Genomic DNA, 26,692 nt, shown 5'->3' with positions numbered 1-26,692 from the left:
AGCGCTAATTTCATCTGAGAGAGGTCTTTTATTGTCGTCTCCATAATGTAGGTGACGGTGTAAAAGAAATGTGAATACGGCATTGAACAAGCTCGTCCCGATAGAATTGTCGTACTGCGTCTATCGCTGCGTTAACGAACTTTAGCGTTCAACCCTTCCCTGATGGTCTGGAGGGTTCGAGCTATACAAGTTTTTCACACTTCTATTGATAGCTTAGTGACGATTAAAATCATGATTGGATTGAACTCGTTGTATGAATAGAAATTTGATGCTCAATTTTGGTGTTGTACTCATTACGTTACTTGTCCCTTATGCTGTGTTGCAAATTGGAACTCCAACTCTTGAATGGTCCTTATTTTGGCAGGTGCGCACTTATTTGGTTAACTACAGTGGCATTGTGTCAATGTTGCTTATGTCGTTGTGCGTGATTTTATCTGTTAAACATTGGCCTTTAGAGCGCTGGTTAGGAGGGTTAGATAAACAATATCGATTGCATAAGTACCTTGGTATTTCTGCCGTGTTTTCGGCGTTGTTTCATTGGGGCGCATTTTTAAGTGATGATTTCGCTATGGGTTTTGGTTTTGTCGAACCAAAGGATGAGACTTTCCCGTTTTGGAAACTAATAGATGCAATGGGCGACCCTGCTCAGCTTATTGGTGAGTATGGCTTTTACCTTTCCGCTGCGTTTGTTCTGATCGCATGGATTAAAAAGTTTAAGCACAACGTCTTCCAACTCACCCACAAAGTGCTTCCGTATTTATACTTATTTTTAGTTTTACACATGGTGATGTTTTTTGAGGCGAGTCTATGGCTAACCCCTTCTGGAGCCATTCTCTTATGTGTGAGTGGGTTAGCAACGGTAGGGTGCTTCATGACCATCTTTAATTTGAATGGTAAGAAGAAATGCCATGATGCCAAAGTACAAAGTATCAAGCCGATCAGTAATGGCATTGAAGTCATGCTCAAAGTTGATTCAGCGGAGTTTGTTTATCAACCAGGTCAATTTGCCTTTGTCGATTTTGGTGATAACGAGCGCCCACACCCTTTTAGTTTAGCTTCCGCTTACCATCAAAATGGTGAAGTAAGGCTCATGATCAAAGCGAATGGCGATTACACCTCTGCGTTGAAAGGTTCTTTAAAGGTTGGACAAGCTGCGCGTATTGAAGGACCGTATGGACGGTTCAATTTTCAAGATAATGCAGAACGACAAGTTTGGTTTGCCGCAGGCATTGGTATTGCGCCATTTTTAACTGCGATAGAGACAGTTGGTACGAGCAAAACGGTGTACTTGTTTTACAGCTATCGAGAAGAAGATAAGCCACTTTTGGACGAGCTAAAACAAAGAGCAAAGAAGGCTGGTGTTACGCTATATACGAAGAACACAAGTGTACAAGGTCGATTCAGAAATGCAGAAGTCACAGAGTGTGTAGAAGGTACTAGACATTGCAGTGTGTGGTACTGCGGACCATCAGAATTAGGCAAGACACTTGAGAAAGCATTTGTAAGGTTAGGTTTACCGGCGAAGTCATTTCATCGAGAGTTGTTTGAATTGAGGTAGTTAGAAATCGCTATCTGTTTACACAAAGGCGAACCGTTTGGTTCGCCTTATTTGGTATCTTTAGATGGGGTTGAATCGCCAATATCTGCGGTTAGAAAATGGTCTGCTTCTTATCTTTAAAGTAGAAAAATACGCTGATGGCGATAAACAAGAACGTAAAGTAATAAAAGAATGAAGATAGCGAAGCGATGAAATCGATGTGCTGTGCGATCTGTTCTTGCGTATAGTTTTGCGAGATTAACTTGTAGTAATAGGCATAAAGAATACCAATTGAGCCGTAGCCTAGGTTAAACATTAAACCTTTAAAGCTAAGTACCGTCGCTCGGTTGTGAGATTCCGTTTTCTTGTTGAGATGATAACTAATGAAAATGTTCATCGTCATAATGATGAAGATAAGGATCAACGCCGGAATGACGCCGTAAATAGACCATCCAAGGCTAATCCAATAATACGTCGCCATACTCGCAAACCCCATTATTGCAATGAACGTTTTCGGAGCCATGCTTTCTGCTAAACGACGACTTTGTCCTGCCAACAAAATCTGCAACACACTGATGCCTGCACCAATAAAACCAAAGTAAATAATCGGAATATCAATGGCACGGTAGTACTGGCTATTCATGGTTAAAAACATACGTGATGTATGCTCAAACAAGCTGTAGTAGAGAAGAATGAACAATACATAAGGCGTCGACAATACCCATTTTGCCGTGTTGAGGGTCAGCTTCATACTCTCCATCGTGGACGCTAACTTACTGCTGTTGCTCGGGATGACTTTTTTCGCTTCTCTCATGCTGAATGCCGAGTAGATAGCAATCATTGCTACAAACAAGGTCGCATAGACGGGGATTCTCATGATGTCTTGTGTAGACTCTGGCTCTGCGAATCCTAAGAAATGATAAACGCTTGCCATAAAGTTGACGTCGTACATGGCTGCACCCAAAAGGGTGACGACTATACCGATACTCGAAGACAGTCGAAGTTGGATTTGCAGCACTCGTGGCCACAAATCTTCTTTGCCTTGCTCTTTTAGCGTGTCGTAAGCCAGCGCTTCATCTGCGCCGCTTGCCAATGCCATAGCTAAGCCACTCAACACTCGGTTAATCAAAAATACAATGAAAACAAAAGTGGGATTTCCTGTAGGGACAAAGGCGATCATTGCAATTTCGATGAACATCACTATCGAAGATAGCACCACCAGTCGTTTGCGTCCTAATGTGTCGGCAAATGCACCGGATGGGACTTCAGCTAGCACGATGGTTGCAGCCCAAACCACGTTGAGCATCGCAAATTGAGACAGTGTTAAGCCGTAATCTAAATAGAGTAGAGTGAACACTGGATAGTAGAATCGCGCAAAGTAGCTGCTTCGGAACATTAAGAAGCAGCGGACATTACGGATTTGCAGAATTTGTTTTAGCGTCATGAAATATCAGCACTTTGAATAATATAAGTTTATGTATAAACCTTTTTTAGTTCTGTGGTAAAGGTCTGTACTGGGAAATCATGATATCTCGTGGCGCATAGTCGCTATTCTTTGCTATCGGCTCAATGCCTCACCAAGCGGTCTGAAATAAGCTTGCAGTGCCTGGTGAATGACTTGGCGATGAGCAATGTCTGGATAGACGATAATGGCGTCCGCCTTAGTTGTGCCGGAAACCAAATAAGAGTTTTCGATGCCCGAGCAAGATTCGACGACGGCTTCAAATGCTCTTGCCATCATCTCCGTAGGTTGAGAAAAGTAACTAGCGCCCATTGCTTTATCCGCTTTAACGCTTCGAGTCACGTAATCCTGTTTATCTTGTCCGTCGGCACTGAGCAAAGTTGTATCGAAAATCTTAAGCAGTCGCTCGTTTAATGGGTGAGGGAAATGCTCTGCGTTATGCAGCCAGCAATCACTGGCAAATATCGTCTTACGTTGTGGACCTGATCTATCACCAATATCAAACGCTTTTTCCGCGATGTAATGGTCGAACGCATGCCAGAACTCATGAGCAAGTGCACCAGCACCTGCATTCTTAGCTAAAGCAAGTTCGCGTTGATTCGGTGCATAATGCGCTTGAACACCTTTACTTCCACCTGTACCGAAGGCGAGGTTCAAATTGCCTCTTAGCCCTATGGCGGAAGGTGGCAACGCTAAGAGATAAGCTAAGTCAGCCAAAGAATCAAAGATCAAGTTTGCAGCGAGATCTTTTTCCTCCGTATTAACCCATTTGCCAATCCGGATACCACCAATGCCAAAGGTCTCTTTAATATCGATGAACGACACTTGCTCCCCATGACGATAGTCAGGACCTTTTCGCGTTTTGTATTTAAAGCTGGTTAATTGCAAGGCATTCCTCGGAATTGGCGTTGATTGAGTTTCTTCAAACTTATACTCAAAAGGTAAGGTGTCAGATTATAGCGTAATAGAGGCGGAAGTAACTGACTCCTTCTACACTAAAGGTAGTGCTCTTGTGCAAATAACTCAGAGATTCAATCACTTTGATGCGCTATGTCGTTCCTTTCTCGAGTTCACTAAATACGGATATTTTATGCAGCCAACCTTTCTGGTTTTTAGACAAAATAAAGAACATAGCCGATGGACCCGTTAACTCAAGGACTCGTTGGGGCATCTTTGTCTCAGTCGGCAAGTAAAAAACAGCATTTAGTGGCGGCAGGTGTGCTTGGAATGCTTGCGGGCATGGCGCCAGATTTAGACATTCTGATTCAGTCTTCGAGCGACCCGCTGTTGTTTCTTGAATACCACCGACAATTCACCCATTCATTGGTGTTCATTCCTATTGGCAGTTTGCTCTGTGCATTGGCTTTATACCCAATGCTCGGCAAAAGGTTTGGGTTATCGTTCAAACAAAGCTGGTGGTATTGTGCACTTGGTTACGCGACACATGGTTTACTGGATGCGTGCACCAGTTACGGCACCCAACTGTTCTGGCTGCTAACCAATGCTCGTTATTCGTGGAATACGGTTTCTGTTATCGATCCTCTCTTTACGCTTCCAATTTTAATTGGCGTTCTGTTTGTGTTATTGAAACGTAACCCTTGGTACGGGCGAATCGCTTTAATTTGGGTACTCGCTTATCTCTCCTTCGGAATGATTCAAAGAGAAAGAGCAGAAGAGACTGGATGGAAGGTGGCTAAAGCAAGACAACATGTGCCGTTGCGATTAGAAGCTAAACCCACGTTCGCAAACATTCTGGTTTGGAAAGTCATCTACGAAGCTGATGGTAACTACTATGTGGACGCCATAAGAGTAGGGACGTACATAAAAATCTATACTGGTGAATCTGTGACTAAATTAGATGTCAGCAAAGATTTTCCTTGGTTAAGCCGTACATCACAGCAAGCCGCAGATATTGAGCGATTCCGATGGTTTTCTGATGGCTTTGTCGTACGAGATCCCAACAATGAACGGCGTATCATTGACGTACGTTACTCACTAGTGCCAAACCAGATAAATGCCTTGTGGAGCATTGAGCTTACGAAAGCTGCTAAGGAAAGCGCTCATGTGGCATACACGACACATCGTGATATGTCTGCTGAATCAAGACGAGCATTTATCGATATGCTAAAAGGCGACGACTAGGCGCATTGAAAGTCTTTAACGAGCGTGGGCTTTTTGGAGAAAAAAAGTTTGCTAAACAAGGATTTGTATTCCCACCCAAGAGATAGCAACCTTTTCGCTAAATTTTGGTTTTCGATGATTGCAACTTCAACGCCTTGGTAGTGATGTGGATTGCTTTTGATGTAGTTGATAAAAGCCGTTAGCACACCTTGACCTCGTACCGAAGGATCAAACTTGATCGACACTATTGAAAAACGTTGACTGGCGATAGAGCAACGAACAAAGCAATAACCGAGTGGGTGACGGATGGTTTCTGATAGCTCAGGAAAAGGGCGAGTAGCTAAGTCTTGAGACAGCTCGTCGTATTGATGACACAGATGGTGAAAAAGTTGTTTTGCCTCGTTGTTCATAGGTGAGCCTCCTGAGTGTTACGTTTGAAAGCTGTTGATTTCATAAATATTGTAAACACAGGAAGCCGTACTAAATGCGGTGAACTTTGATGGAGGCAAGTTCCTCTTTTTGAAAGTGATGGAATTTCAAATGAAAATTCGTGATCTCTATAAAGCCCTTACCCAAAGTTAAAAGCGAGGTTGCACGGGTACATTCAAAGCTCCTAGTTCTCCAAAGTTATGACAAACTACGATTTATGGTCAAATAAGGGACAGAATGTGTTCTTCGGGGGTTAAGGTTGGCAGCCAGAGAGTAATTGATTGGCATCACTTGGCGCTTCCTCAAATATGCAATATTAGCTTACCGACTTTCAGACCTCGGTGGTGTTGACGACGACAATCATGGCGCGCATTCTTTTAAGTTCACTCAGGGCTAAGGCTCTTATTTAGCAAACAACTCGATAACTGCGTTTGGTGCGTGGGACTCGACTTTGAAAGGTAGCGCGTATGAACAAGGTTATTATGTTGGTGATGGGGCTGCTTTTTGCCAGCAGGTTGTTTGCAAGCATTGTCCCTCACGCAACCCAACTCGAACACGATGCGCCCATTCTCCTTCGCTCTGCATTGATCGTTGGTGTGGCAGCGTTCGCTGTTTGGAAAGTGTTCCAGTATTTTAAGAAGAGCAAATCTACCGACTAAGGCGACGTGAACAAGATTCGTTGGACATCCAACAAAAGAAACACTGGCAATTGAAATCACAGCCCTTAGAATGCGCACTCTAAAAGTTATAACTGATATAGAGTGATTTTATGCTTCGTGATTACACGTTCGATTGTCTTGTGACTATGCCTCGCCATGAACTGGAAGAGTTCAGTGCTCGCATGATCAGTAAAATGGTGCCAGAAGATGTGATGAACGAGCTGTTTACCTTTGATCAAGAAGAAGTAGACAGCGAAGACCGTATGTTATCGGCGCGCCTAGATGCAATGTTACGTATGACTGCAATCGCGCTAAGCGAAATTCAGCAAGCATTTGATGAATCCGATAATGCGAAGCAGAACAGTGAGCGAATGACTCGGCTTGTGCTGTGGCATTTCTACGCGATTTCATTCCGTTTAGAAGAAGCTATCACACTTGAAACGCACTGCGCGCAAGTTGAAAAGCTATTAGAAAATACACCAAACGACGTTTTTGCATGGGTGAAAACGCTAACTGAGCTTCTTCACACCTACGCAGAAATCAACGCGAAAGAGAATCCACAAGACTAAATCAATTTGGATTAAGCATAAAACCGCAAAAAGTCTCCGGCATAGCTGGAGACTTTTCATATGCTCTTCTATTTCGTTAGCCTTTATACCCAAGTGACTTCAAGATGCAGGATTCAGAGCGTTGTCATTGATTCGAGAGCAAGGAAAGCAACGCAGTGTAATAGCCAGCTCTTTCCAAGTTGTTTGACGCAGCAATCGGGTCAATGACACGCTCCCAAAGGGCGAGCTGCCTTGGCTTGTATACTTTGTTGTCGATTCTTGATTTAGACCCACTAAACCTTTAAATCGCCGCCGCGTCTACAAACCAAGTCAGTCTCGCTGAACCTAGCATCTCGAGGTTACTTGGGTATAATACGGCTAGTTGAAGTAAGTTAATGGTTACTTAAACACTTGGTAGCCATTGATATTATTACTCTACACAGCTCCAGCCCGTGGTATCAATTGAGTTAATCCAATCGGCAATTAACTGAACACCTTCATCGTGAACAACGTGTCTGCCTAGTTCTGGCATCATATTTCCGTTGTCGACATTGATGCGGTAGTGCAGCACAGAGTTTTCTGGATCACCCGGTACAATCACATACGGAGATGGACCTTTGTGGAAGGTGATACCACGAGCGCAAATACCCATTTCACTGATCCCTTCACGCCAGTATTCAAACTTGAATGGATTACTCGCCGCTTTACCTTCGGTGCGATGGCAGTGCGCACAGTTCACATCAAGGTACGCTTTGGCGTAATCCAGTAGCTCAGTATCCGTTAGATTACTTGCTCCCGCTTCGGTATCAAAGACAGGGGTCTTAGGTAAGTTCTCTGGTGTATCTGGTAAAGCTTCTGTAAATAGCCCCAGCGTTTCCCAATGTACAAGTTGGTTGACTGGCGAGCCATCAGAGACATCTTGAACACTGTTTAGGTTACGAGCTTTAGGACCAATAGGAGAGAAACCTTTTGGCTGTGTGTTACCAGTAGGATCGGAGACATCAGATTCTACTTTGTGACACAAGGTACACTCATTTCGGCTTGGTACTTCATAAGTGAAATTAAGCGTTTCGCCGTTATGTTCTACGCTGCGCTCAAAAGGCACCGATACGGCAGTCAGGTAAGCGTCGGTTTTGTCTTCGTTCCAGACGTAAGGCAGGGCAATCCAACCGCTGTCACGACGAATCAATAGGCGAGTTTCAATGAGCTCTTCGTTTTCACCACGAGCATTCTCTGTGCTTGAAGGTAGCGCAAAGGTTTTAATCAACACGGTACCTACTGGGAAGTCGAACACCTCTTGCTCACGATAGCTTGCTGAAGCCTCGTTCGGCATCACTACAAAGCGGTATTTGCGTGCATAGTCAGTAAAGAGTTCAACGTTCATCTCATACAAAGTACCTTTCGCAGATGCCGCTAAGTTAAGATTTTGTGTTGGATCTTTGGCATCTTCAAACAGATTGTATTGCGACAAGCTCACACAGTTTTCACCGTATGTCGCGCTTTCACGAGTAATCGCATCCCAGTTAATACCCGTCACGTCATCTAGGGCGCAGCTTGCGTTGCCGACGATACCGTTTGGTGTATCTGGATTATCAGGATCCGTCGCTCCGTCTTCGGTTTGATTGTAGCCATACACCACGCCATTAATTGTGACGGTATTGATGTCTAATGGCGTCTTAGAATCACAACCAGCGGTAAGTAGCGTTGTTTGCTCTTTCTCGTATAAGAAATCTGCATTGGCTGGGTTTTCCGCATAACGACCAATTGCGGTTGGGTCCATGTTATCAACCAATACACCGACACTTGCGCCATTGTTCACTAAACAGTTGCTGTCTGCATCGGTAAACTCGGTAAGGTAATTCCAGTTGGTTGTTCCTGTCATACCGTTGAGCGCATCACGCAATGGTGCAAACATCTGTGAACGAATCAGTGACTCACCAGCGCCATCATAAAACAGAGCAGGGAAGGCTTGATGATTTAACGTGTATGCCAAAATCATATCTTCAATGAGAGAACCATTTGGGTTAGCCCCAGTATTGGTAATGGTGTTGTCGTGGAAATACATGTTGGTCGGAACCGGGTTCCAGCCCTGCATAACGGCATTGCCTTCAGATGTCCCATTGAGAGGGCTGTAAGCGTTGGGATCGCCGTTCACCAACAAGTAACTCGTCATAGCAAGTGCCATTGAGTCGTGGTTAGTAATCGTGTTGTTGAAGAACTCACTATTACGTCCGGACAGAATGACGACGCCAGTACCAGGAGGGACGATGCCTACCACGCCACAGCCGCCTAGTCCATTTTGACAGGTAGTATCAACGTAGTTCTCTAAGTTGTTGTCACGAATTACGTTATCAAAGATGCGTACATCATCAATTAAGCGACCAATAGTGGTGGCGCCCGGTAGGTCAAACAGCAGCACACCGCCCGTGTTTCCGAGCGCTAAGTTGTTGTAGACATCTACATTCGAACTGTTTTCAATCTCGATACCGGCGATGTTCTTTTCCGCTACGTTGTCACGGATAACCGCACCGATGGTTTGACCCACATAGATACCTGCATCGGCACTGCCGTAACTCCATGTATCTTCAATCAAGACGTTTTGAGATTTTACTGGATAGATGCCGTAAGTACCGCGTAGGTTGCCATCTTCGTCACGTGCACGAGGCACTTCGAGCCAAACCGCCGCGACATCACGAATAATGATGCCTTCAACCCCGTCTGCTTTAAGACCGTTTTTAGAGGCTTCTGCAATTTGGAGATCGGATACGGTGATGTTCGAACCACCACTGATGGCAATACCATCTTTGCCATCCACGCCACTGAAGTCGAGGTAGGTTTGGTCGATACCAGCACCACGTAACACGAGGTTATTCTTCGAATCGACCGTCAATTGATTGTTCATTTTGAAACAACCAGCGGGCAGTGTTACCACGCTGTTGTCTTCGGCAAGTTCGACCAGGTTTTCAATTGCGGTGACTTGTTCTGCGCTAGCCCATTCCTGACCGTTGCCACATAATTCTGGTGTACCGTATTCAGATAATTCATAACCGCTAGAGGTTTGCGGTTCATCATAATCGTCGCTGTTACAACCCATCAAAAGACCGGAACTGATGAGTGCAGTGACAACCGTTTTGTTTATTCCGTGCATGATTTGCTTCCCTGTAATTAGTGTTATTGACTCAGTCAGGAATAATTAGAAAGAGTGGTTGTATTGGATTCCGTATATGTAGGCGTCCCCTTCGGAGCGATAAGCGATATCCACGCCTGGTAGAGCGTGCGGCTCAAGCGGTTCAGTGAACGTGACTTCTTCGGCATCAATAAAGGTGAATCCAAAGTCGATTCGGCTGTTTTGATTGAAGGCGTAGGTGGCACCAAAGCTGTAATTGATTCGGTCGGAATCTGGCAAGCTGATGCTCTTGTCATTCACGTTAGGCGTTTCGTCGTAAGCAATACCCGCGCGCAGAGTGAAGGATGGGTTAAGTTGGTAAGTTGCCCCAAACGCATATTTGAAGGCATTTTCGAAGTTCTCATCCTTTTGCAGAACTTCTTGCCCATCTACGGTGGCGCGGATTTCTTCAAACACATCCCAACCCGTCATCATCACACTGTAGTGAATAGCTAGTGGATCGGTAATCTGATGGAAACCAGAGAACTCAGTAATGCTCGGCAGATTTAGGGTTAGGTCACCCGTCACGGTTTCACCCGGCATCGAAATCGCACTTGGGATGTCTGAGTAATAATCGCCTTCGAAATCCACATCCACTTTAGATCGATAGCTTAATCCGAAACGGTGCCTCTCGTTGATCTCCCAAAGTGCGCCGAGGTTAAACCCGTAACCCCAGCCATCACCATCGAGTGATTTTGCCACGTCGGTACGAGCAAAATTTGCGCCCGTATTAGCATTAATCGCATCGGCAAGAATACCCAACGTACGTGTGAGCTTGGCTTTACCATAAACAACGCTAGCACCAGCGCCGACACTGAACTCGTCGTTGATTCGGTAGGCGATGGTAGGGTTAAAATTAATCGTTTCTAAACTGGTTTCCCCACCAATCGGTCCGGCTAAATAGTCATCAGGGTATTCGGTTGCCAAACCAAAGTCAGTGAAGATACCAAGCCCCCATGACCACGAGTCATTGATTGGGGCTGCGATATAAAAAGATGGCACAACCACATTGTCGACGACGTCATTGTTGGTTAGCTGATTATTGAAGGATTCTGAAGGTCCGTTACCGGTTACGCGAACTTCTGGCATGATGTAAGCAGCACCTACGGACAATTGGTAAGAATCGAACATCGTAATGGCAGCAGGGTTATGGGCAACCACCGATGCGCCGTCTGCTATGGCGGCTTCGCCTGCATTGGCGCGCCCTAGACCAGCGGCAGAATGTTCGGATAATTGAAATCCAGCGGCGTATAACTTAGGGGAGCTGAGCGCTATACCTATTGCAAGCGCGAGTTTTGCATTCCTTGTCTTCATATCACTCTGAAACTCCATGTGTTTTTAGGATGCGTTTTAAATAAAAGTGCCTAATAACCTATACAGGGGATGAGTAGGTTATTTGCTAAACACTCAACTCAAGCATAAAAATAATTAACATAGTTGTAACATTGAATTTCAGGATTTGTTATTACCATCTCATATAACTAATGGTTTGTAGTTTTGGGTATAAATATCTGTAAATGTTATAGTTAAGCTCTATTTATACATCGTGGATGTTTCACGAAAAAGCCCTGTGGTGTTTGATGTCCACTCAAAAAGTGCGGCTTAAGTGTTATAGAATAGTGAATGGTAATTAGTGTGTTTTGGTACGCTTGTTTTAAACGGATGTTTAATTGATATTTAAAGCTTAGTGTTAAAATCGGTCAGAATCATGCAATTTATCACTGAATCGAATGCTAAACTTTATGAGTGATTAGAGCTTTTACTTAAGGAATGAGAAGTCATATGGAGCTGTATTTTTTAGGAACGTCCTCTGGGGTTCCAACTAAATCCCGTAATGTTTCTGCGATTGCTTTGCTGGAGAGCAAGGGGAAAGGGTGGTTTCTGATTGACTGTGGAGAGGCGACTCAACACCAATTGCTACACACTCCGTTATCACTGAATTACTTGCGAGCTATCTGTATTACTCACATTCACGGTGACCATTGCTATGGTTTACCGGGCTTGCTCGCCAGTGCAGGCATGAATAACCGCAAAGATCCTCTGACGATCATTGCGCCAGAGGGGGTTAAACAGTGGTTTGAAGCGACTCAGGCGTTCACCAAACTCTATCTACCATTTGAACTTCACTTCATCGAAGTTGAGCAGTTTGATTCGATTGAAATTGGTCAGTTTACGATTACCGCAACTGCACTTTCCCATCGTGTTCCTAGCTTTGCTTACTGTTTTGAAGAGTCAACCATTCGTATGTATCCAGACATCGATAAGCTTGAGCAATTGAACATACCGAGGGGATCTATCTGGAGAGAACTTGTGCGGGGTAATGATGTGGAGTACCAAGGTCAAACCTTAATGAGTAAGGCGTTTACTAAGCTTGCACATCCACCGAGAAAAATGATTATTTGTGGTGATAACGACAAACCAGAAACGCTCGATAGTCTAATTGAAGGCGCGCATCTGTTGGTACACGAATCAACGTACTCAGAAGCGATGAAAGAGCGAGCAGGAGAAGTCGGTCACGCTTATTCTTCACAAGTCGCCAGTTATGCTCAGACAAAGCAAATTCCGAGCTTGATTCTCACTCATTTTAGCCCTCGCTATCAATTCAGCCCTGAAGCGGAAGTGTCGATCGAGCAGATTCGGAAAGAAGCTCAAACCGCTTACTCTGGTCATCTCCTTCTTGCTCACGATCTCGCGCATTATCGAATTGACAGGGCGGGTTTGGTTGAGGAGATTAAAGGCGCTGAAGATAAGGACGAATAAAGGCTCTTGTCGCGAAAGCAATTCAAAATGAAATCGTCACAACAAGAGCCAACTTGTTCTAGGCACTGCATTCATTGCAGCTTAAGACTAATGAAATACCTGACTACTAAAACGTAGAAAACGACTTTCTCCCATCAGTTCACGAAACGCTTCTTTGTCTAACTTAATCAAGGTTTCGTGATCGCCTGCTTCCAAATACACATGCTCTAAATTGGCGAGCATTTCATCGCAAATGGTTGCCATGTGATACGCGCTACCCACTGGAGGTATCGCACCGTTATCGCAATCGGTAAACAAACGATAGACTTCTCTTTCTTTGATTAAATGGAAAGAGGCGTTGAGCTCGTCATTCAATCGAGACAAGCTGATTTTATTATTTGCAGGCAAGACAGCCATCATATGACGACCTTGGTGATCTTCCAAAATCACGCCTTTTGCCAAGTTATTGAGAGGGATACCCGCTGAAACACCGCTTTGCAGCGAACTATTACTATGACTGTGGTTCACGGTTTGAAAGTGAATATGGTGCTCAGTCAAATAGTGGTCGAGCCGGGTTGACATGGTCATGTTAGCCTCCAGAGTGTTGAGACCCACATTAAGTATAGGTAAATCTCTATTCCCCTGACGCTTTACTTGAGCTGTTCTACGCTTAACGAAAGCCAACCACAGAGTATGGCATTGAAAAAGGGAAGCAAAATGAGCAAACCAGTAATAGCGGATAACAAACCCATCAAAGTTGAGCTTGTGCAAGGGCAAGAATATTACTTTTGTCGATGCGGGCGATCTAAGAACCAACCTTATTGTGATGGCTCCCACGCCGGAACCGATTTTAAACCCATGAGCTTTGTCGCTGAAAAGGATGAAGATGCGTATCTGTGTCAGTGTAAGCACACCGCAAATGCGCCTTTCTGTGATGGGACGCATAAGCAGTTCACCTCTGAGCAAGTAGGGCAAGAAGGTCCGGGTATCCAAGCGGGACATAACGAGATCCCAATTGCAGTGGCGACGCAAGAAGAACCCACGGTTGAGTTTATTCACCAACTGGCAAGAGAAGGGCTGTCAAAGTTAGGGCACCATGGACCGATGACGGCGATGGGTGTGCCGAGAGACCAATTGCCCCATTGGGATGACCTGCAAATGATGGTCGCACAAATGGCAACCAAACCTCTGATGGAGGATGTGTCAGTCAAAACTGAATTGGTAATTGGTCCGAAAGCGAAGAAGCCGCTGGTACTAAAAATTCCATTGTTTGTCTCTGACATGAGCTTTGGTGCGTTATCAGAAGAAGCCAAAATCTCACTCGCGAAAGGTGCGGAGTTAGCCGGAACCGGAATCTGCTCCGGAGAAGGTGGCATGTTGCCAGAAGAACAAGCGGCGAACTCGCGTTATTTCTATGAACTGGCGAGTGCGCAATTTGGTTACGACGAATCTAAGTTGCTCAATGTTCAAGCCTTCCACTTTAAAGGTGGGCAGGGAGCAAAAACAGGGACTGGTGGTCATCTTCCAGCCAATAAAAATGTGGGTAAAATATCGCAAGTGCGTGGCATTCCCGAAGGGCAATCTGCGATTTCACCACCGACGTTTAAAGATCTGCATACCTCAGAAGATTTCAAAAAGTTTGCAGATCGGGTACGGGAAGTGACAGGTGGTATCCCGATAGGCTTCAAGCTCAGTGCAAACCATATCGAAGAAGATATTCAATTCGCACTCGATGCCAGTGCGGATTACATCATTTTGGATGGTCGTGGAGGAGGTACGGGCGCAGCGCCTGCTATGTTCCGTGATCACATCAGCGTGCCAACTATTCCCGCTCTCGCTAGAGCAAGACGCTACCTGGATGCACAAGGTATGAGTGACCGTGTCACGTTAATTGTCACGGGTGGACTGCGTGTTCCAATGGACTTTGTAAAAGCGATGGCGCTCGGTGCAGATGGCGTTGCGATTTCTAACAGTGCGATGCAGTCGATAGGTTGTGTAGCCGCGAGAATGTGCAATACCAACAATTGTCCAGCAGGCATTGCAACGCAAAAAGCCGATTTAAGACAGCGGTTGAATGTGGATAAAGCCTCGGTTCAATTGAAGAACTTCTTTGAAGCCTCGGTTGAGTTGATGCAAGTGATGGCAAGAGCGTGTGGACACGATGATCTCAGCAAGTTTAATCAACACGACCTCGCCACTTGGAATCGCGATATGGCGTTGCTTTCTGGAGTGAAATACGCAGGCGTAGACAAGCCTTAACGTTTCTCTTGCTCTGATTAGCGCCTGTTTTACTGTGGCTGCAATTTGTGCGATTGATAATTGAGCTCATATGGACCATAATAATAAGACCATTTGGTCTATAGGAGCTCAGTATGGCAACGGCAACATTAAAAAGCTTTAAACCGAAGCTGCCTCATAAGGCAAACTTCTGGTTTATGCTGGGCATTGAAGATGCCGAAACCGGTCGTACCGATGCGGTTCATAAAGGCTTTGAGCCAAAGGTATACCGTAATATCGTCGAGCGTGTGAAGCTTTCTCAAAGCGAATTCCAACACGTCACATTGATCCCGGTGAGCACCATCAAACGTCGACTCAAAAACGAAGAGCGCTTCAACACGCAAGAGAGTGATGCCATCTATCGTTTAGCGATGCTACTTAAGCTAGCAACAGAACTGTTTGATGATGAAGAACGCGCGCTAGGTTGGATGCGGGAAAATGTTTACGGTTTGGGTGGCAAGCGCCCACTAGACATGGTTTCAACCACGGTTGATTTTGAAATCGTCAAAGATTTGATTGGACGACTAGAGCACGGGGTATTCTCGTAATATGAAGCTCTATCGACTGACTCAAAAGAAGTTCTCTGAGTCTCCATTTAGCCCAATCGGTGCCAAGTTATACGGTGGGCGATGGAACTCCAAAGGAACCGAAGCACTGTACTTTTCTCAATCCGAATCTCTTTGCTCGTTAGAAGTTTTTGTGCATGTAAACAACGATCCGGCGATCACCAAGCTTTACGATTTGTATCGTATCGAGATGCCGGAATACTTAATTGCAGCACTGGATGAAGAAGACTTACCTGTCACTTGGCGCTCCATTCCTGCTAGTGAATCCACACAATACATTGGCGACCAGTTTCTCAACGATCCGCATCCTGAGTTCGCTGCACTGCAAGTGCCTTCGACAATTTCTCCTCGTGACAACAACTACGTCGTCAATCCAAACCATCCCAAGATGAAAGACATCCTGAAGAAAGCAGAGAAGCTTGATTTTGCTTTCGACCCACGAATCTTCAAATAAAAAAGCTCAGCGTTTGAATTCGCGCTGAGCTTTCTTTTGTCATTGCGTTAATGCTGAGCAGTCAGCTGTTGATTGTCACTCAACGCCTTCTGATAGCTACTCAATACAATTTCTGCGCCTTTGTAAGAGAGGTGGCTTGCATCGGTGTACATGGCATTGTCGCTGCCCACTTTCATTGCGCATTTACCCTCTTGGCAGATGTAGTTAGTAAGGTCGACAAACTCCACATGTTCAAATTGGTCAAAGTACGCTGCCAGCGTTGCTATATGATGCGGGTGTGACTGCTTCGGTGCAAAGTCACATTCATTGCCTGTGTTATCACCAAACAATTGCGCTTTCCATAAGCATTCGCCAATAGCATGCGGTGCAGAAGGTGTCGGACCAAAGACAACGATCTCTCTGTCTTCTAACTCGTTCAATAGATGGGTGAGCGACGCTTGGTAATCTTGCTTGGAAAGCTCTTTATTGAAGTTAGAAGAAATCACCACACGTCGAATTGAAGGCGTATTCTGAATGGTTTCTACTGCATCGGTGAAGAAGCTTCGACAAGATAGATTAGTGACTCCTGCAATCATGTCGACATAACCGATCGCACAAGAATCTTGCGTAAGCTGGACAACTCCCGTAGATGTGTCATTCGAGAGCTGCTGAACAAAGACCATGCTGTGGCTGTTACCCAATACTGCGACAGTAGGCTCTGAAGATGAAGAACAAATATCGTTGATGGTTGTATTACCATTACATGCAATGCCGTAGCCATTGTTTACGCGCATGGCTTCGAAAAACGCACTACGGTCGGGAAAGCCTCCATTTTTATGACCGACGACACCAAAAGCAAGCAGCGGCAGGGTGACTAACACAAGTGAAGTAGCAAGTGTGCTCATGCCGATTTTCTTGCGGCTACGGAAAGGCTTTTCAACAAAGCGCCAAGTAAGGTAAGAAAAGGCAAATAGAGCCACTAGATAAAACGCGAGGCTGAACTCTTGTCCGGCAGTAAGTGCGTAGCGATAAAAAACCAACAAAGGAATGTGCCACAAATAAAGGCTGTAGCTGATCAACCCAACAAAAACCACTGATTTGAGGCTTAGAGCTTTACCCAGCGTGTTGTCTTTGGATGAGAACAAGATGATAAGTGCGGTGCCAATCACTGGGATTAACAGCATGAGCCCGGCGCCGTCTTTTGATTTGTCAAATAACAAAGCAGAGGCGAGAACTAGGGTTAAACCAATCATAGCTATGGTGTTGTTGGGTTTGATGACGGTTTTGCGCATCACTAGGGCAATCAGAGAGCCCGCCGCCAGTTCCCACGCACGAGAGAAAATCATGTAAAAGGCGAAATCAGGGTCACCACTGGCGTACCAAATAGTCATCAGGCTTAGTGCAAACACCGCAATGAAGAAGGTGAGGTAAGATATGAGCTTGCCACGTGCCAGAAGCATAAGCAGAAGAGGGATTACAATGTAGTATTGTTCTTCTACACCTAAGCTCCAAGTATGAAAGAGCGGATTGGCTTGTTCTTCCAGCCCAAAATAATTGTGCCCTTTGAGGTAAAGCAAAACATTAGAAGCGGACAGAATGGAAGACACAGAAAACTCGCCCACCTCTTTGTGTGCGTGGGGAAGGAACAACCACCAAGAGAGTAGATAACATACTGCAATAACCAACAGCAGTAAGGGTAGAATTCGACGAATACGGCGCTCGTAGAAATCAGCAAGGCTGAATTGGTTCTTATCCAAATCGTTTATCACAATTGTGGTAATTAAATAGCCACTGATCACGAAAAACACATCTACGCCGATAAAGCCACCAGCAAACGCTTCAATGTCTGCATGGAAAAAGATCACCAATAGGACCGCAATCGCTCTTAATCCATCTATTTCTGCTCGGTAAGTCATCATCATCTCTCCCTAGTCAACAAACTCACTAACGCAAAATACGCACCAAAAATTAGGCTTATAAAATCAGTGAGTTAAAAGTTATTCTGCAGATGAGAAGAGTTTTACAGGGTGACTTCTTATATTGATTTTCATTTTGAAAATTTAAAACTCGGCGGTTTCTAGCAAAATGACGTGCTACGGATGTAAATCAAAGAACGATTGAACGGAAGTTTTTATACTGAAAGCTAAGTGAACAAACTCAGAAACGAGACTATGAGCCAAAACGATATTCAAGCCAAGATTGCTAGCTTTACTTGTATCGAAGAAGCTTTGGATTACTTCGATATTGGTTTTGACAGCCGCTTTATTGATAAACACAGAGTGGAGTTAGTGAAGCGCTTCAATGGCTATTTGATTCTGACTAAGCCTGAAGATTGGTTTGCGGCTCGCCGTGCATTAAAGAACGCATACTGTAAGGTGCAACGCAGTTTACTGGATAAAACCACACGCTCGGCTTGTCGTGGTTGCACTTCTTGCCAGCGTCGTTAGAGAAAACCATAATGTCAGACAACACCGGACGCTAAAAAGAAACCCCGCAGATGCACTCAAACGCATCTGCGGGGTTTTTGTCTATTCAACTTGCCTATTCAAATAAGTCGGCTGAACTAGGCAAGCGAAGCAATTTAGTTTGCTTGGTAAGTTGGGTAATCCAACAGACCTTTTTCGTTACCACCAAACAACGTCGCAGGATCGTGAGCCGCTAGCGGGTAATCGTTCTTGATACGGTTCGGTAGGTCAGGGTTCGCGATGAACGGACGACCAAAGCCAACCATATCTGCCAAGCCACTTTTTAGAGCTTCAGCTGCTTTCTCTGTGTTGTAGCGACCAGCATAGATGATGGTGCCTTTGTAAGCTTCACGAACGGCTGTTTTGAACTCAGCAGGCGTATCTGGTGCGTCATCCCAGTCTACTTCTGCAATGTGCATGTAAACAACGTTTAGCTTATCAAGCAGTGCCGCAGCAGCTGTGTAAGTTTCTACTGGTGTTTTATCTACAGTACCGTTTAGTGACGTAAACGGAGCAAGACGAACACCAACGCGATCAGCACCAATCGCTTGAGTCATCGCTTCAACCACTTCACCCAAAAAACGTAGACGGTTTTCAACTGAACCACCGTATTCATCTGTACGGTTGTTTGCTTCAGAATCGATGAACTGGTTTACAAGGTAACCGTTTGCTGCGTGCAGCTCGATGCCATCAAAGCCCGCTTCAATCGCATTCAATGCCGCTTGACGGTACTCTTCGATAACCACTTTGATGTCTTCTTTCGTCATCTCACGCGGTTCTACCACGTCAACGAAACCAGGTTCATCCGTGCCGTTATCGATAAACACTTTCACGTTTTCTGCTTTTAGTGCAGAAGAAGAAATTGGTTGCTCGCCACCGATATTGTCAGGGTGAGTTACACGGCCAACGTGCCAAAGCTGAGCGAAGATCGCACCGCCTTTTGCGTGTACAGCATCAGTGACTTTTTTCCAACCTGCGATTTGTTCTTGGCTGTAAATACCCGGAGTCCAAGCGTAACCTTGACCCATAGGTGAAATCTGTGTGCCTTCTGCAACAATCAAACCCGCAGATGCGCGTTGTGCGTAGTACTCAGCCATCATGTCGTTTGCGACGTTGCCAGGCTGGCTTGCACGAGAGCGAGTCATTGGTGGCATAACGATACGGTTCTGAAGCGTTAGAGAACCAAGTTGTACAGGTTGAAACAATGTATCTTTCATGACTAACCTCGTTATTTGCTTGTTTGAATCAATTCGATTTGGTAGCCGTCAGGATCTTTGATGAATGCGATGTGAGTTTCACCGCCTTTCATTGGACCGGGTTCACGAGTGACATTGCCACCAAGTGCTTTGATTTTGTCGCATGCAGCGTAAATATCTTCACAACCTAATGCCATGTGACCGAACGCGTTACCTAGGTCATAACTGTCTGTGTCCCAGTTGTAAGTCAATTCAATCGTCGCGCTGCCCGGTTGGTCCGCGTTACCGACAAACACAAGTGTGTAGCGGTATTCTGTGTTTTCGAAGCGATCAAGCTCGCTCATACCAAGAACTTTGGTGTAAAACTCGATGGACTTCTCTAGGTCAGCCACGCGGATCATAGTGTGAAGAAATTTCATATTTAACCTTCTTATCTCGGCTTGTGAGGCGATGTCGGAGTGACAGAGGCATTTCAACAAGCAACGTTGTTGAAGTTAAAGATAAAGGTATTGCATGCAAACATGAAATTATCATTGGTTATTGATTGCATAACATATTGTTATTAATGAGAGGCTTTAAGTTCACTTTGTTTGTGATGATACTGAAAAAGATGAGGTGAATAACGGATGCTTTCTTTTTGAATTTAAATTACTTAGAGTGAGTGACTATCTAATTGAAAGCACAAATCTTGGTGTAAAGAGGAGAAAGCAATGGAGAGCTTTAAAGCCTTGTTTGACATTGCTCGGCGCAAAGCTGAATACGACAAGAACAACACTTGGTATAGAGGCTCAGAAACGTATTTTGATGCGCTACACAAAGAGCTTGAAGAAGTCAGCGAAGAGATCGCTAAAGAGCGTCTGTGTTATCTAGAAGATGAACTTGGCGATGTGTTGTGGAACTACTTAAATATCCTGATGGCGTTAGAAAAAGAGCAGGGCATTGACCCTTATTCTGTTTTAAATCGAGCAGTAGAGAAATACCAAGCTCGGGTGACAGCGATTGAAAACAACGGAAGCTGGGCGGAAGTAAAAGCAGATCAAAAGGAAAAGTTACAGCAAGAATACCAAGGCAAGATGAATGAAAATTAAGCCTATACCCAAGTAACCTCAAGATGGGTGTCTATTTGATAAAAACTAGGGGTAAGGCTCGCTTACCCCTAGTTAGAAATCAAAGTGAACTAGACCATTAAAGTAAACTAATGAGTAGGTTAGCTTCTAACGTCTCGCTTTCACTTCGCGTTTGTCACTGCAAGCAAAAGCTCAAGCTCTTCGGGTGTAAGTAAGTCCTTGTTTTTAAGAAGTTCGCTTTCGTCCAAAGAGAGTTGAGTTTGACTTATTAAGTATTTTTTTTGAGTTGGAGTCAGATCCTTAAGTGAATCTATCAACTCTTTAAAATTCGTGTTATTCATAGCCTAGCATTCCAATTAACGTATATTTTTTATAGTGTTGTTACTGATCCATGTTAGATAAGTAATCTGTTATTTGCTGGTTTATCGTCACCAGCTCTTTATTAACTATAGCTAGATCCCCGCTATCCGGTGCGATATTGTCTCTTGTGTGCTCCTCAATGTTGCTCAATGCGGTTACAGCTGACTCTTCTCCAAAGCTAGAAAGGATGCCTTTTAAGCTGTGTGATAATAAGAATAAGTCCCCCCAGTTCTGCTCTGCGTTGAGTTGGTTGATTCTTTCTAATCCATCTTCGTAGTCTTCCATGTAAGTTGAGAAAACAGCAAAGATAATGTCGACATCGTTGTCCATGTAGGTATTCAACACTTCGAAATTGATCATTATTCATCTCCACTGTGTGGCTTGTAAGTTAAAAGGTATTGGTAACTGGGTCGAATACGATCCCGAAAGATAATCTTTGAGCCAGTTAGACCAATTTGGTGGTAGTGGACGCTGAGAAAGGAATTCAATGCTCTCATCCAAAATGATGTCTGTCGCTTCAATGTTGTTATCCGATAGCCGCTTGAGGCGCATCTCGACTGAGAAAGGGTATCTTTTGCCTAACGTCTCTTCATCGGAGTTCTTTTGTTCGCTGAGTTTTAAAGCGGTTCCTGACTTCGCTGCAAGTAAGGTTAACAAGCAACGCTTGATAGCAAACTCGCCGAAAAAGTCCATCAAAGGAATAGCTTGTTTTAATAGCAGTAAAGGTGCTTTGTTCGGCGTTGCGTAGTAGTAGCTAAGTGAGTGCATTAGCTTTCTGTGGGCGTACTCCGGACGTGATTCTAGTAAAAGAAGCTTACATTGCATCATCTGCTTAAAAGCGGCTAAATCAACTTGTTGGTTACGATTAAGCTGTTTCTCAGCGAGCAAACAAAATTCATTGAGCTTTAGGAGTACTTTCTTTTTGTCATTTGCATTAGTGAGCGTCTTAAAATGTTCACTAATCAAGTCAACATAAGTATTCATCGCAGCGAGCCACTGAGTATCCGTGGGTGAAACATTGGATGCGTAAAGGTAACCAACGTCGTACAGTCGCTCGAACTGAGCGAGTTTTGACAGAACCCTAGATACAGTAATCAGTCTTGCACTGCTACTAGGGGTGAGTTCAAAGGCTCGGTTTGCAAGTATAGAGGCGTTATTGTGTTGCCCTAAGGTTTCATAAAGCCCGACAAGATTATCGATAGCCCTTAAGCAAAGCGGATTGTGTGTGACGTAATTTGCAAGGACTTCAACAGCTTCACGGATCTTACCTTTTTGGTGAAGTAGGAATGCTTCAGCACAAATTCGACTCGCATGTTCTTTGTCGTTGCAAAAAGGAAGGAAGTTCTCTAGTACCTCAAACTGTTTCGCTTCAATCAAAGTATCAATTAAGAGTGATTCAACACAAACACTGGTCGCGTATTTCTTATGCAGTTGCGCAACGTCATTGAGAGAAAGCACTGAAACTTTGCTAAGGTATTGTTTTACTTCAGCAAGGTGATGCTGCTCTTGTAAAGCAGTGAGCATTTTAGTTTGTAGTGCTTTTGTCTGAAGCGGCTTAGTAAGTAGATGTCTAACACGACCAGAAAGCGCAGTGAGCACGGTTTCTTGCGTAGCGTCACCAGATATCATAAGCACGGCTGTTGTGTCTGATATCAATTTCGCTCGACTCATCAGGTTAATTAGATCAAGCCCGGTCAACTTAGAAGACAGGTGATAATCCATAATGATGAACGAGTAAAAGCGAGTCTTAGTAGCACTCAACGCCTGCTGCGCATTGTTAACGCAGGTAATGTTGGATATTTTGGCTCCCAGCGAGACGAGTTGATGCTTGATCAACGTTGAAGAGGTTGAACAGTCATCAATGACTAAAATGCTGATGTTATCGACTTCGATCTTCCCTGTGGTCAAACTTCTACCTATTTATACGGATTAGCACACTCTAAAATAAAATTAGTCATCAGTTTGCATAAAGGCAAGCGCTTTTACGTTAAAATAAGGGGCGATATGCCCCTCATCAACTTTTGTAGTCATTAACTCTGTTCAGCTTCCGTTTCGACGCGTTTTAACAGCTCGTTTGCCTTCTTCATCGCACGCCTCGCACTTTTAGACTTCCGCTTGTTTAAAAGAATGTCAGAAAACTGTAGGTACTTATCGGCGGTTTGGAATCGTAGATCATTAATATCTTGGAAACCCGGCGGGAAATTTTCAGAAAATGCATCAATATCTTTGACGAGCTTATCTAGGTTAACCGTTGTGCGAGCTTGGTTGAGTCGGTAGTGCAGTCCTTCAAACTCTTCCTGATACAACAATCGTGCAGCATCAGCAGGGAAAGGCAACGGCGTTGAGCTCTCTTTTGCGGTCTCGTAAAGTTTCATTTCCAATACCGCATCTTTCATCGTATTGCTAATCGCCAAATTTTGCTGATGTTCTTCAGACTCAGCAAAAAAGGAGTTTCCAACTTTGATGAGTGTGACTAAAGCTGCTGCATCGCGCATTTTTAGCGCTTCATTGAGGTGTTGACCAAAGACTTCGCTTGCCAACGAGCTAGGAGTGAAAGGGTACTCTTTATGTATTTCATGGAGTTCCTTTTTGAGATCGTAAATAGATTTAGCCTCGTCTTGCTGGGTGTACAAGGATTTTTCTAAGTGGCTGTTTATCTGTCTCGCAATAGAAAGCAGAGTAGAGTGTTTGCTTGATTGAATATCCAATGCCAAAACTTCGATTTTATGGGAGTCTGGGTAATAGTTTTTTGCTTGCTGTAAGATGGATTCAATCTGTTTGTAGTTTGGATAAGTCGTTACATCAGAGTTAAGTACGTCATCGATCTTTGCTTCAAATTCTCCAAGGATATGCGGTTTATACAAACGTAGGAAACCAGCAGCAATCACTGGGTGTATCCCTTGTTTGTTGTCAATTAACGCTTTGGTTTGCTCCGGAAGCGTATTTAACAGTTGCTCTGCAGATTCGATGGCGTGATCTTTTTCTATGAGAGTAAGGTTGAGTTGGTTAATGGTATTTTGCTGTTGTTGATAGAACGTACCTAACAAACCCATTAAGGCAAGACTGGCGGCTATACCTGAATAAAGTGACCAACGGTTCTTATTTAACAGGTGCTTGATATCAGTAGCGCTGAGCTGAGAAGGGACGACACCAGTAGCAAAAGCTTTAGAGAAGATTCGCCACTTTGAAAATGGAAAGTGAGATGGCTTGCTTACTTTAACGCTTTTTTTAAGCGCTTCGTTGACTGGGGTTCGTCCATATGGGTGTTTGCAGCTCAGCAACTCGAAAGTAATGCAGAAAAACGCAAACAGATCGTCACTTTGTTTCGGTTCTTTGCCCGATAAGATATCAAGTGAGGCATAATTCGGTGTATAACCCAGCGTGTCAGTGTCTCGTGATTTTCGTTTTGCTGCATATTGGTCATGCTTCAGTTGGTGCGTTTTAGAGACGCCAAAGTCCAGCAACTTCACTTTACCTTCCGAAGTGAGAATGATGTTTGCGGGCTTTAAGTCTGCATGGACCACACCAAGTGAATGTGCATACGATAATGCATCTAACGTTTGGTTCAGAATTGAAAGGGTGGCGTTGTACTTTAACCCGTCCGGTCTAGAGCGTTGAATAAGTCCTTCTAATGTCTCCCCATCAACATATTCCATCACGAGGAAATAGATTTCTCCGTCTACTCCAAAATCGTAGACTCGGATGATGTTGGGGTGACTAAGCTTCTGAGTTTGTTGTGCTTCACGAATGAGCATGCGGGCGGTTTCTGGCTGAGACGCATACTCTTTTTGTAGTACCTTTAATGCGACATAGGGGACATCTGCTCCAGAAGATTCAAGAATTTTGTCTTTCGCCAAAAAGACGTCACATAAACCACCATGGCCGATCAAAGATTCAATTTCATAACGGTTTTTTACCGTCTCCCCGAGCAATGAATCAGATCGAGTTTGCTTATCATCATTATCAATATTACGCACTAATTTGTTTGCTGGTGGAATTGTGTTTAGGTTCTGAGACACTTTTGTATTTGTTTCATTATTATTTAGGGCAGAGCCTTCATTGTTTATATTGCCCTTATTGTCATTTGTATTTTCTCTTTTTTGAGTCTTTACAATTTTGGTTTTATCGCCACTGCATTCTTTATTTATAGAACTGTCTTTATTTTTGTCGTCCATCACGAGGCTCCATATAAAATGATGGTGTGAATATATAACTCATCTGCTAATGAAAAATGATTAAATGAAGATTTCTCGGTTAAGCTAACATCGGTTTTTTGACGAATGAAAAGTTAAGCGTCAAAAATTTGAACCTCGTTGTATATTTTGTTTTGCGTAATAATCCTAGATTGCTTTGCTGAGAAATTAATTCATTATTCCGTTCGTGAAATACAATTATTATTTGATTAGGCATTATTAATCTTAGTGTTAATAAGTGGTTGCCTAACTATTAAGAACTAAATTTATATATTAAGCAGTTCCTTTGGCGAGGTTTACATGACGTTGGTTTTAACCATTACAAGTTTTCATAAGTTCACTCCAGAGATTGACACTGAGTTCGTTTTTGATGCGACAGGTGAACATGACAAGGTCAGTTTTGGGCGCTCTGAACAGTGTGATTGGACATTGCCTGACCCTGAAAGAGTCATATCAAGTAAGCATGGTGAACTGATCAAATTTGGTGAAAAGTACTTGATTAAAGACTTATCGACGAATGGTACCTTTGTAAATAATGCCGTGACGCCGGTTGGTCAAGGAAATGAATTGGCACTCAACCATGGCGATGTCGTGGCCCTCGGCGATTATCAAATTCAAGTAAGTTTAGAAGAAAGAATTATCGATGATAGCAATATAGTGCACAATACTATCAATGAGTTAGCTGTTGGTGATGTAGACCGAAATTTAACTCATGATGAGTTTGGCTTGAACGCAGCGGATCTGTTAAGAGACAGTGCGCCTTCTGAGTTTCAGCTTGATATTGGTCTGATGGATGACTTTTTAGAAGCACAAGAGCCGAGTGTTGAAGAAGTATCCCCTCATGCGTCTACCCCGATTAGCGCTCCGAAGCCTTTGGTAAAAAATGAAAGCAAAAACCAACAAGCCTTCGTCAGAGGTCTGGGTATCAACCCAAATATGGTTCCAGACGAAAATAGCGAACAGTGGTTCGAGCAACTAGGTCAGTCGTTTTCTTTGATGCTACTGGGCTTAATGGAAACATTACATAATCGAGCTGAGTTTAAACAAAATAATCGTTTAAACCATACCGCTTTTCGAAAGTCAGAAAATAATCCATTAAAGTTTTCCGCTAATTTAGAAGATGCTATTCATAATTTATACAACCGAAACACTGCTAGTTTTATGCGAGCAGACATAGCAATTAAAGAAGCATTTGTTGATATAGAAAACCATGAAAAAGCGTTGATGAAAGGTGTCGAAGGTACCGTTTCAAGTGTTATGTCGTTAGTTGAGCCATCAAGTATTTACTCCGATGCAATGTCAAGTGATAGTTTCTTCAATAAAATAATTCCAGCAAGAAAATATGCTCAAAGCTGGAAGAAATTTGAAGGTATTCATTATCAATTAACGGATGAAATTATAAATAAGGAATCACCTTTTTATTTGGAAGATTTTGCAAAGCATTATGAAAATGCACTGAGAAGTAAAAATTAAG

24 protein-coding genes are annotated in these 26,692 nt (G+C 43.8%); 11 read left to right on the top strand and 13 right to left on the bottom strand.

The features are described from left to right. The first annotated feature begins 253 nt into the window (after positions 1 to 253). Positions 254 to 1,558, top strand: a complete 1,305-nt coding sequence (locus ABMY42_RS04725) for a ferric reductase-like transmembrane domain-containing protein (protein ID WP_349266055.1) — start codon at positions 254 to 256, stop codon at positions 1,556 to 1,558. Positions 1,559 to 1,649: 91 nt separating this feature from the next. On the opposite strand, the gene ABMY42_RS04720 is transcribed toward ABMY42_RS04725, so the two are convergent. Beyond that, positions 1,650 to 2,981: an MFS transporter gene (locus ABMY42_RS04720; RefSeq protein ID WP_005447086.1), complete on the bottom strand. Its 1,332-nt coding sequence runs from the start codon at positions 2,979 to 2,981 to the stop codon at positions 1,650 to 1,652. 114 nt (positions 2,982 to 3,095) lie between these two features. Then, positions 3,096 to 3,887, bottom strand: coding sequence for a CLCA_X family protein (locus ABMY42_RS04715; RefSeq protein ID WP_349266054.1), 792 nt, complete (start codon positions 3,885 to 3,887; stop codon positions 3,096 to 3,098). A gap of 249 nt (positions 3,888 to 4,136) precedes the next feature. Between ABMY42_RS04715 and ABMY42_RS04710 the strand changes: the two genes are divergently transcribed. Beyond that, positions 4,137 to 5,141: a metal-dependent hydrolase gene (locus ABMY42_RS04710; protein ID WP_349266053.1), complete on the top strand. Its 1,005-nt coding sequence runs from the start codon at positions 4,137 to 4,139 to the stop codon at positions 5,139 to 5,141. Here the strand turns inward: ABMY42_RS04710 and ABMY42_RS04705 are convergent. Continuing rightward, complete coding sequence (locus ABMY42_RS04705; protein ID WP_069687616.1) at positions 5,138 to 5,530, bottom strand: hypothetical protein; 393 nt, start codon at positions 5,528 to 5,530, stop codon at positions 5,138 to 5,140. The genes ABMY42_RS04710 and ABMY42_RS04705 overlap by 4 nt on opposite strands. A gap of 486 nt (positions 5,531 to 6,016) precedes the next feature. On the opposite strand from ABMY42_RS04705, the gene ABMY42_RS04700 reads away from it, so the two are divergent. Beyond that, positions 6,017 to 6,208, top strand: coding sequence for a hypothetical protein (locus tag ABMY42_RS04700; RefSeq protein ID WP_005447081.1), 192 nt, complete (start codon positions 6,017 to 6,019; stop codon positions 6,206 to 6,208). 110 nt (positions 6,209 to 6,318) lie between these two features. After that, entirely contained in the window at positions 6,319 to 6,777 is a 459-nt protein-coding gene (locus ABMY42_RS04695; RefSeq protein WP_009699017.1) for a hypothetical protein, read from the top strand. Positions 6,778 to 7,186: 409 nt separating this feature from the next. Here the strand turns inward: ABMY42_RS04695 and ABMY42_RS04690 are convergent, their stop codons facing one another. Together ABMY42_RS04690 and ABMY42_RS04685 are read right to left on the bottom strand one after the other, a co-directional pair. Beyond that, on the bottom strand, positions 7,187 to 9,904 hold the full coding sequence (locus tag ABMY42_RS04690; protein WP_349266052.1) for an SO2930 family diheme c-type cytochrome: 2,718 nt from the start codon (positions 9,902 to 9,904) through the stop codon (positions 7,187 to 7,189). Between the two features lie 45 nt (positions 9,905 to 9,949). Next, the gene (locus ABMY42_RS04685) at positions 9,950 to 11,236 is read right to left on the bottom strand and encodes an outer membrane protein transport protein (protein ID WP_349266051.1); all 1,287 of its coding nucleotides are present in this window, start codon (positions 11,234 to 11,236) and stop codon (positions 9,950 to 9,952) included. 468 nt (positions 11,237 to 11,704) lie between these two features. Here ABMY42_RS04685 and ABMY42_RS04680 point away from each other — a divergent pair, with 468 nt between their 5' ends. Continuing rightward, the gene (locus ABMY42_RS04680; RefSeq protein ID WP_349266050.1) at positions 11,705 to 12,682 is read left to right on the top strand and encodes a ribonuclease Z; all 978 of its coding nucleotides are present in this window, start codon (positions 11,705 to 11,707) and stop codon (positions 12,680 to 12,682) included. A gap of 87 nt (positions 12,683 to 12,769) precedes the next feature. Here ABMY42_RS04680 and ABMY42_RS04675 read toward each other — a convergent pair whose 3' ends face one another. Continuing rightward, positions 12,770 to 13,249 (bottom strand): YbaK/EbsC family protein, encoded by a 480-nt coding sequence (locus tag ABMY42_RS04675; protein WP_187993081.1) that lies wholly within the window; start codon positions 13,247 to 13,249, stop codon positions 12,770 to 12,772. 129 nt (positions 13,250 to 13,378) lie between these two features. Here ABMY42_RS04675 and ABMY42_RS04670 point away from each other — a divergent pair, with 129 nt between their 5' ends. The 3 genes from ABMY42_RS04670 to ABMY42_RS04660 all read left to right on the top strand — a co-directional run bounded on the left by ABMY42_RS04670 (position 13,379) and on the right by ABMY42_RS04660 (position 15,958). Continuing rightward, entirely contained in the window at positions 13,379 to 14,920 is a 1,542-nt protein-coding gene (locus ABMY42_RS04670) for a glutamate synthase-related protein (protein ID WP_050933067.1), read from the top strand. Positions 14,921 to 15,033: 113 nt separating this feature from the next. Next, positions 15,034 to 15,486, top strand: coding sequence for an antitoxin Xre/MbcA/ParS toxin-binding domain-containing protein (locus tag ABMY42_RS04665; protein ID WP_005426938.1), 453 nt, complete (start codon positions 15,034 to 15,036; stop codon positions 15,484 to 15,486). A gap of 1 nt (position 15,487) precedes the next feature. Beyond that, positions 15,488 to 15,958 (top strand): RES family NAD+ phosphorylase, encoded by a 471-nt coding sequence (locus tag ABMY42_RS04660; protein ID WP_005447071.1) that lies wholly within the window; start codon positions 15,488 to 15,490, stop codon positions 15,956 to 15,958. Positions 15,959 to 16,005: 47 nt separating this feature from the next. On the opposite strand, the gene ABMY42_RS04655 is transcribed toward ABMY42_RS04660, so the two are convergent. After that, the gene (locus ABMY42_RS04655) at positions 16,006 to 17,853 is read right to left on the bottom strand and encodes an acyltransferase family protein (protein ID WP_349266103.1); all 1,848 of its coding nucleotides are present in this window, start codon (positions 17,851 to 17,853) and stop codon (positions 16,006 to 16,008) included. Between the two features lie 255 nt (positions 17,854 to 18,108). Here ABMY42_RS04655 and ABMY42_RS04650 point away from each other — a divergent pair, with 255 nt between their 5' ends. Next, positions 18,109 to 18,384, top strand: coding sequence for a nitrogenase-stabilizing/protective protein NifW (locus tag ABMY42_RS04650; protein WP_005441361.1), 276 nt, complete (start codon positions 18,109 to 18,111; stop codon positions 18,382 to 18,384). A 134-nt stretch (positions 18,385 to 18,518) separates the two neighbouring features. Here the strand turns inward: ABMY42_RS04650 and ABMY42_RS04645 are convergent, their stop codons facing one another. Further along, on the bottom strand, positions 18,519 to 19,619 hold the full coding sequence (locus tag ABMY42_RS04645) for an alkene reductase (protein WP_349266049.1): 1,101 nt from the start codon (positions 19,617 to 19,619) through the stop codon (positions 18,519 to 18,521). A gap of 11 nt (positions 19,620 to 19,630) precedes the next feature. Then, positions 19,631 to 20,017, bottom strand: a complete 387-nt coding sequence (gene gloA, locus ABMY42_RS04640; protein ID WP_017818768.1) for a lactoylglutathione lyase — start codon at positions 20,015 to 20,017, stop codon at positions 19,631 to 19,633. 291 nt (positions 20,018 to 20,308) lie between these two features. Between gloA and ABMY42_RS04635 the strand changes: the two genes are divergently transcribed. Beyond that, a complete protein-coding gene (locus ABMY42_RS04635; protein ID WP_017818769.1) occupies positions 20,309 to 20,686 on the top strand; it encodes a MazG nucleotide pyrophosphohydrolase domain-containing protein in 378 nt (125 codons plus the stop codon). Positions 20,687 to 20,826: 140 nt separating this feature from the next. Here the strand turns inward: ABMY42_RS04635 and ABMY42_RS04630 are convergent, their stop codons facing one another. From ABMY42_RS04630 to ABMY42_RS04615, 4 genes are all read right to left on the bottom strand, one after another. Continuing rightward, on the bottom strand, positions 20,827 to 21,006 hold the full coding sequence (locus tag ABMY42_RS04630) for a hypothetical protein (protein ID WP_005447058.1): 180 nt from the start codon (positions 21,004 to 21,006) through the stop codon (positions 20,827 to 20,829). 40 nt (positions 21,007 to 21,046) lie between these two features. Then, positions 21,047 to 21,385 (bottom strand): Hpt domain-containing protein, encoded by a 339-nt coding sequence (locus ABMY42_RS04625; RefSeq protein ID WP_005447056.1) that lies wholly within the window; start codon positions 21,383 to 21,385, stop codon positions 21,047 to 21,049. A 3-nt stretch (positions 21,386 to 21,388) separates the two neighbouring features. Next, the gene (locus ABMY42_RS04620) at positions 21,389 to 22,933 is read right to left on the bottom strand and encodes a response regulator (RefSeq protein WP_349266048.1); all 1,545 of its coding nucleotides are present in this window, start codon (positions 22,931 to 22,933) and stop codon (positions 21,389 to 21,391) included. Positions 22,934 to 23,055: 122 nt separating this feature from the next. Next, a complete protein-coding gene (locus ABMY42_RS04615; RefSeq protein WP_038899498.1) occupies positions 23,056 to 25,200 on the bottom strand; it encodes a serine/threonine-protein kinase in 2,145 nt (714 codons plus the stop codon). A gap of 318 nt (positions 25,201 to 25,518) precedes the next feature. Here ABMY42_RS04615 and tagH point away from each other — a divergent pair, with 318 nt between their 5' ends. Then, the gene (gene tagH / locus ABMY42_RS04610; RefSeq protein ID WP_009699028.1) at positions 25,519 to 26,691 is read left to right on the top strand and encodes a type VI secretion system-associated FHA domain protein TagH; all 1,173 of its coding nucleotides are present in this window, start codon (positions 25,519 to 25,521) and stop codon (positions 26,689 to 26,691) included. Position 26,692: the final 1 nt, after the last annotated feature.

Origin of the sequence: Vibrio sp. SSH13-20 (assembly GCF_040104475.1) — a bacterium.
Lineage (GTDB): Bacteria > Pseudomonadota > Gammaproteobacteria > Enterobacterales > Vibrionaceae > Vibrio > Vibrio harveyi.
This window is presented reverse-complemented; position numbering and strand designations above follow the sequence as displayed.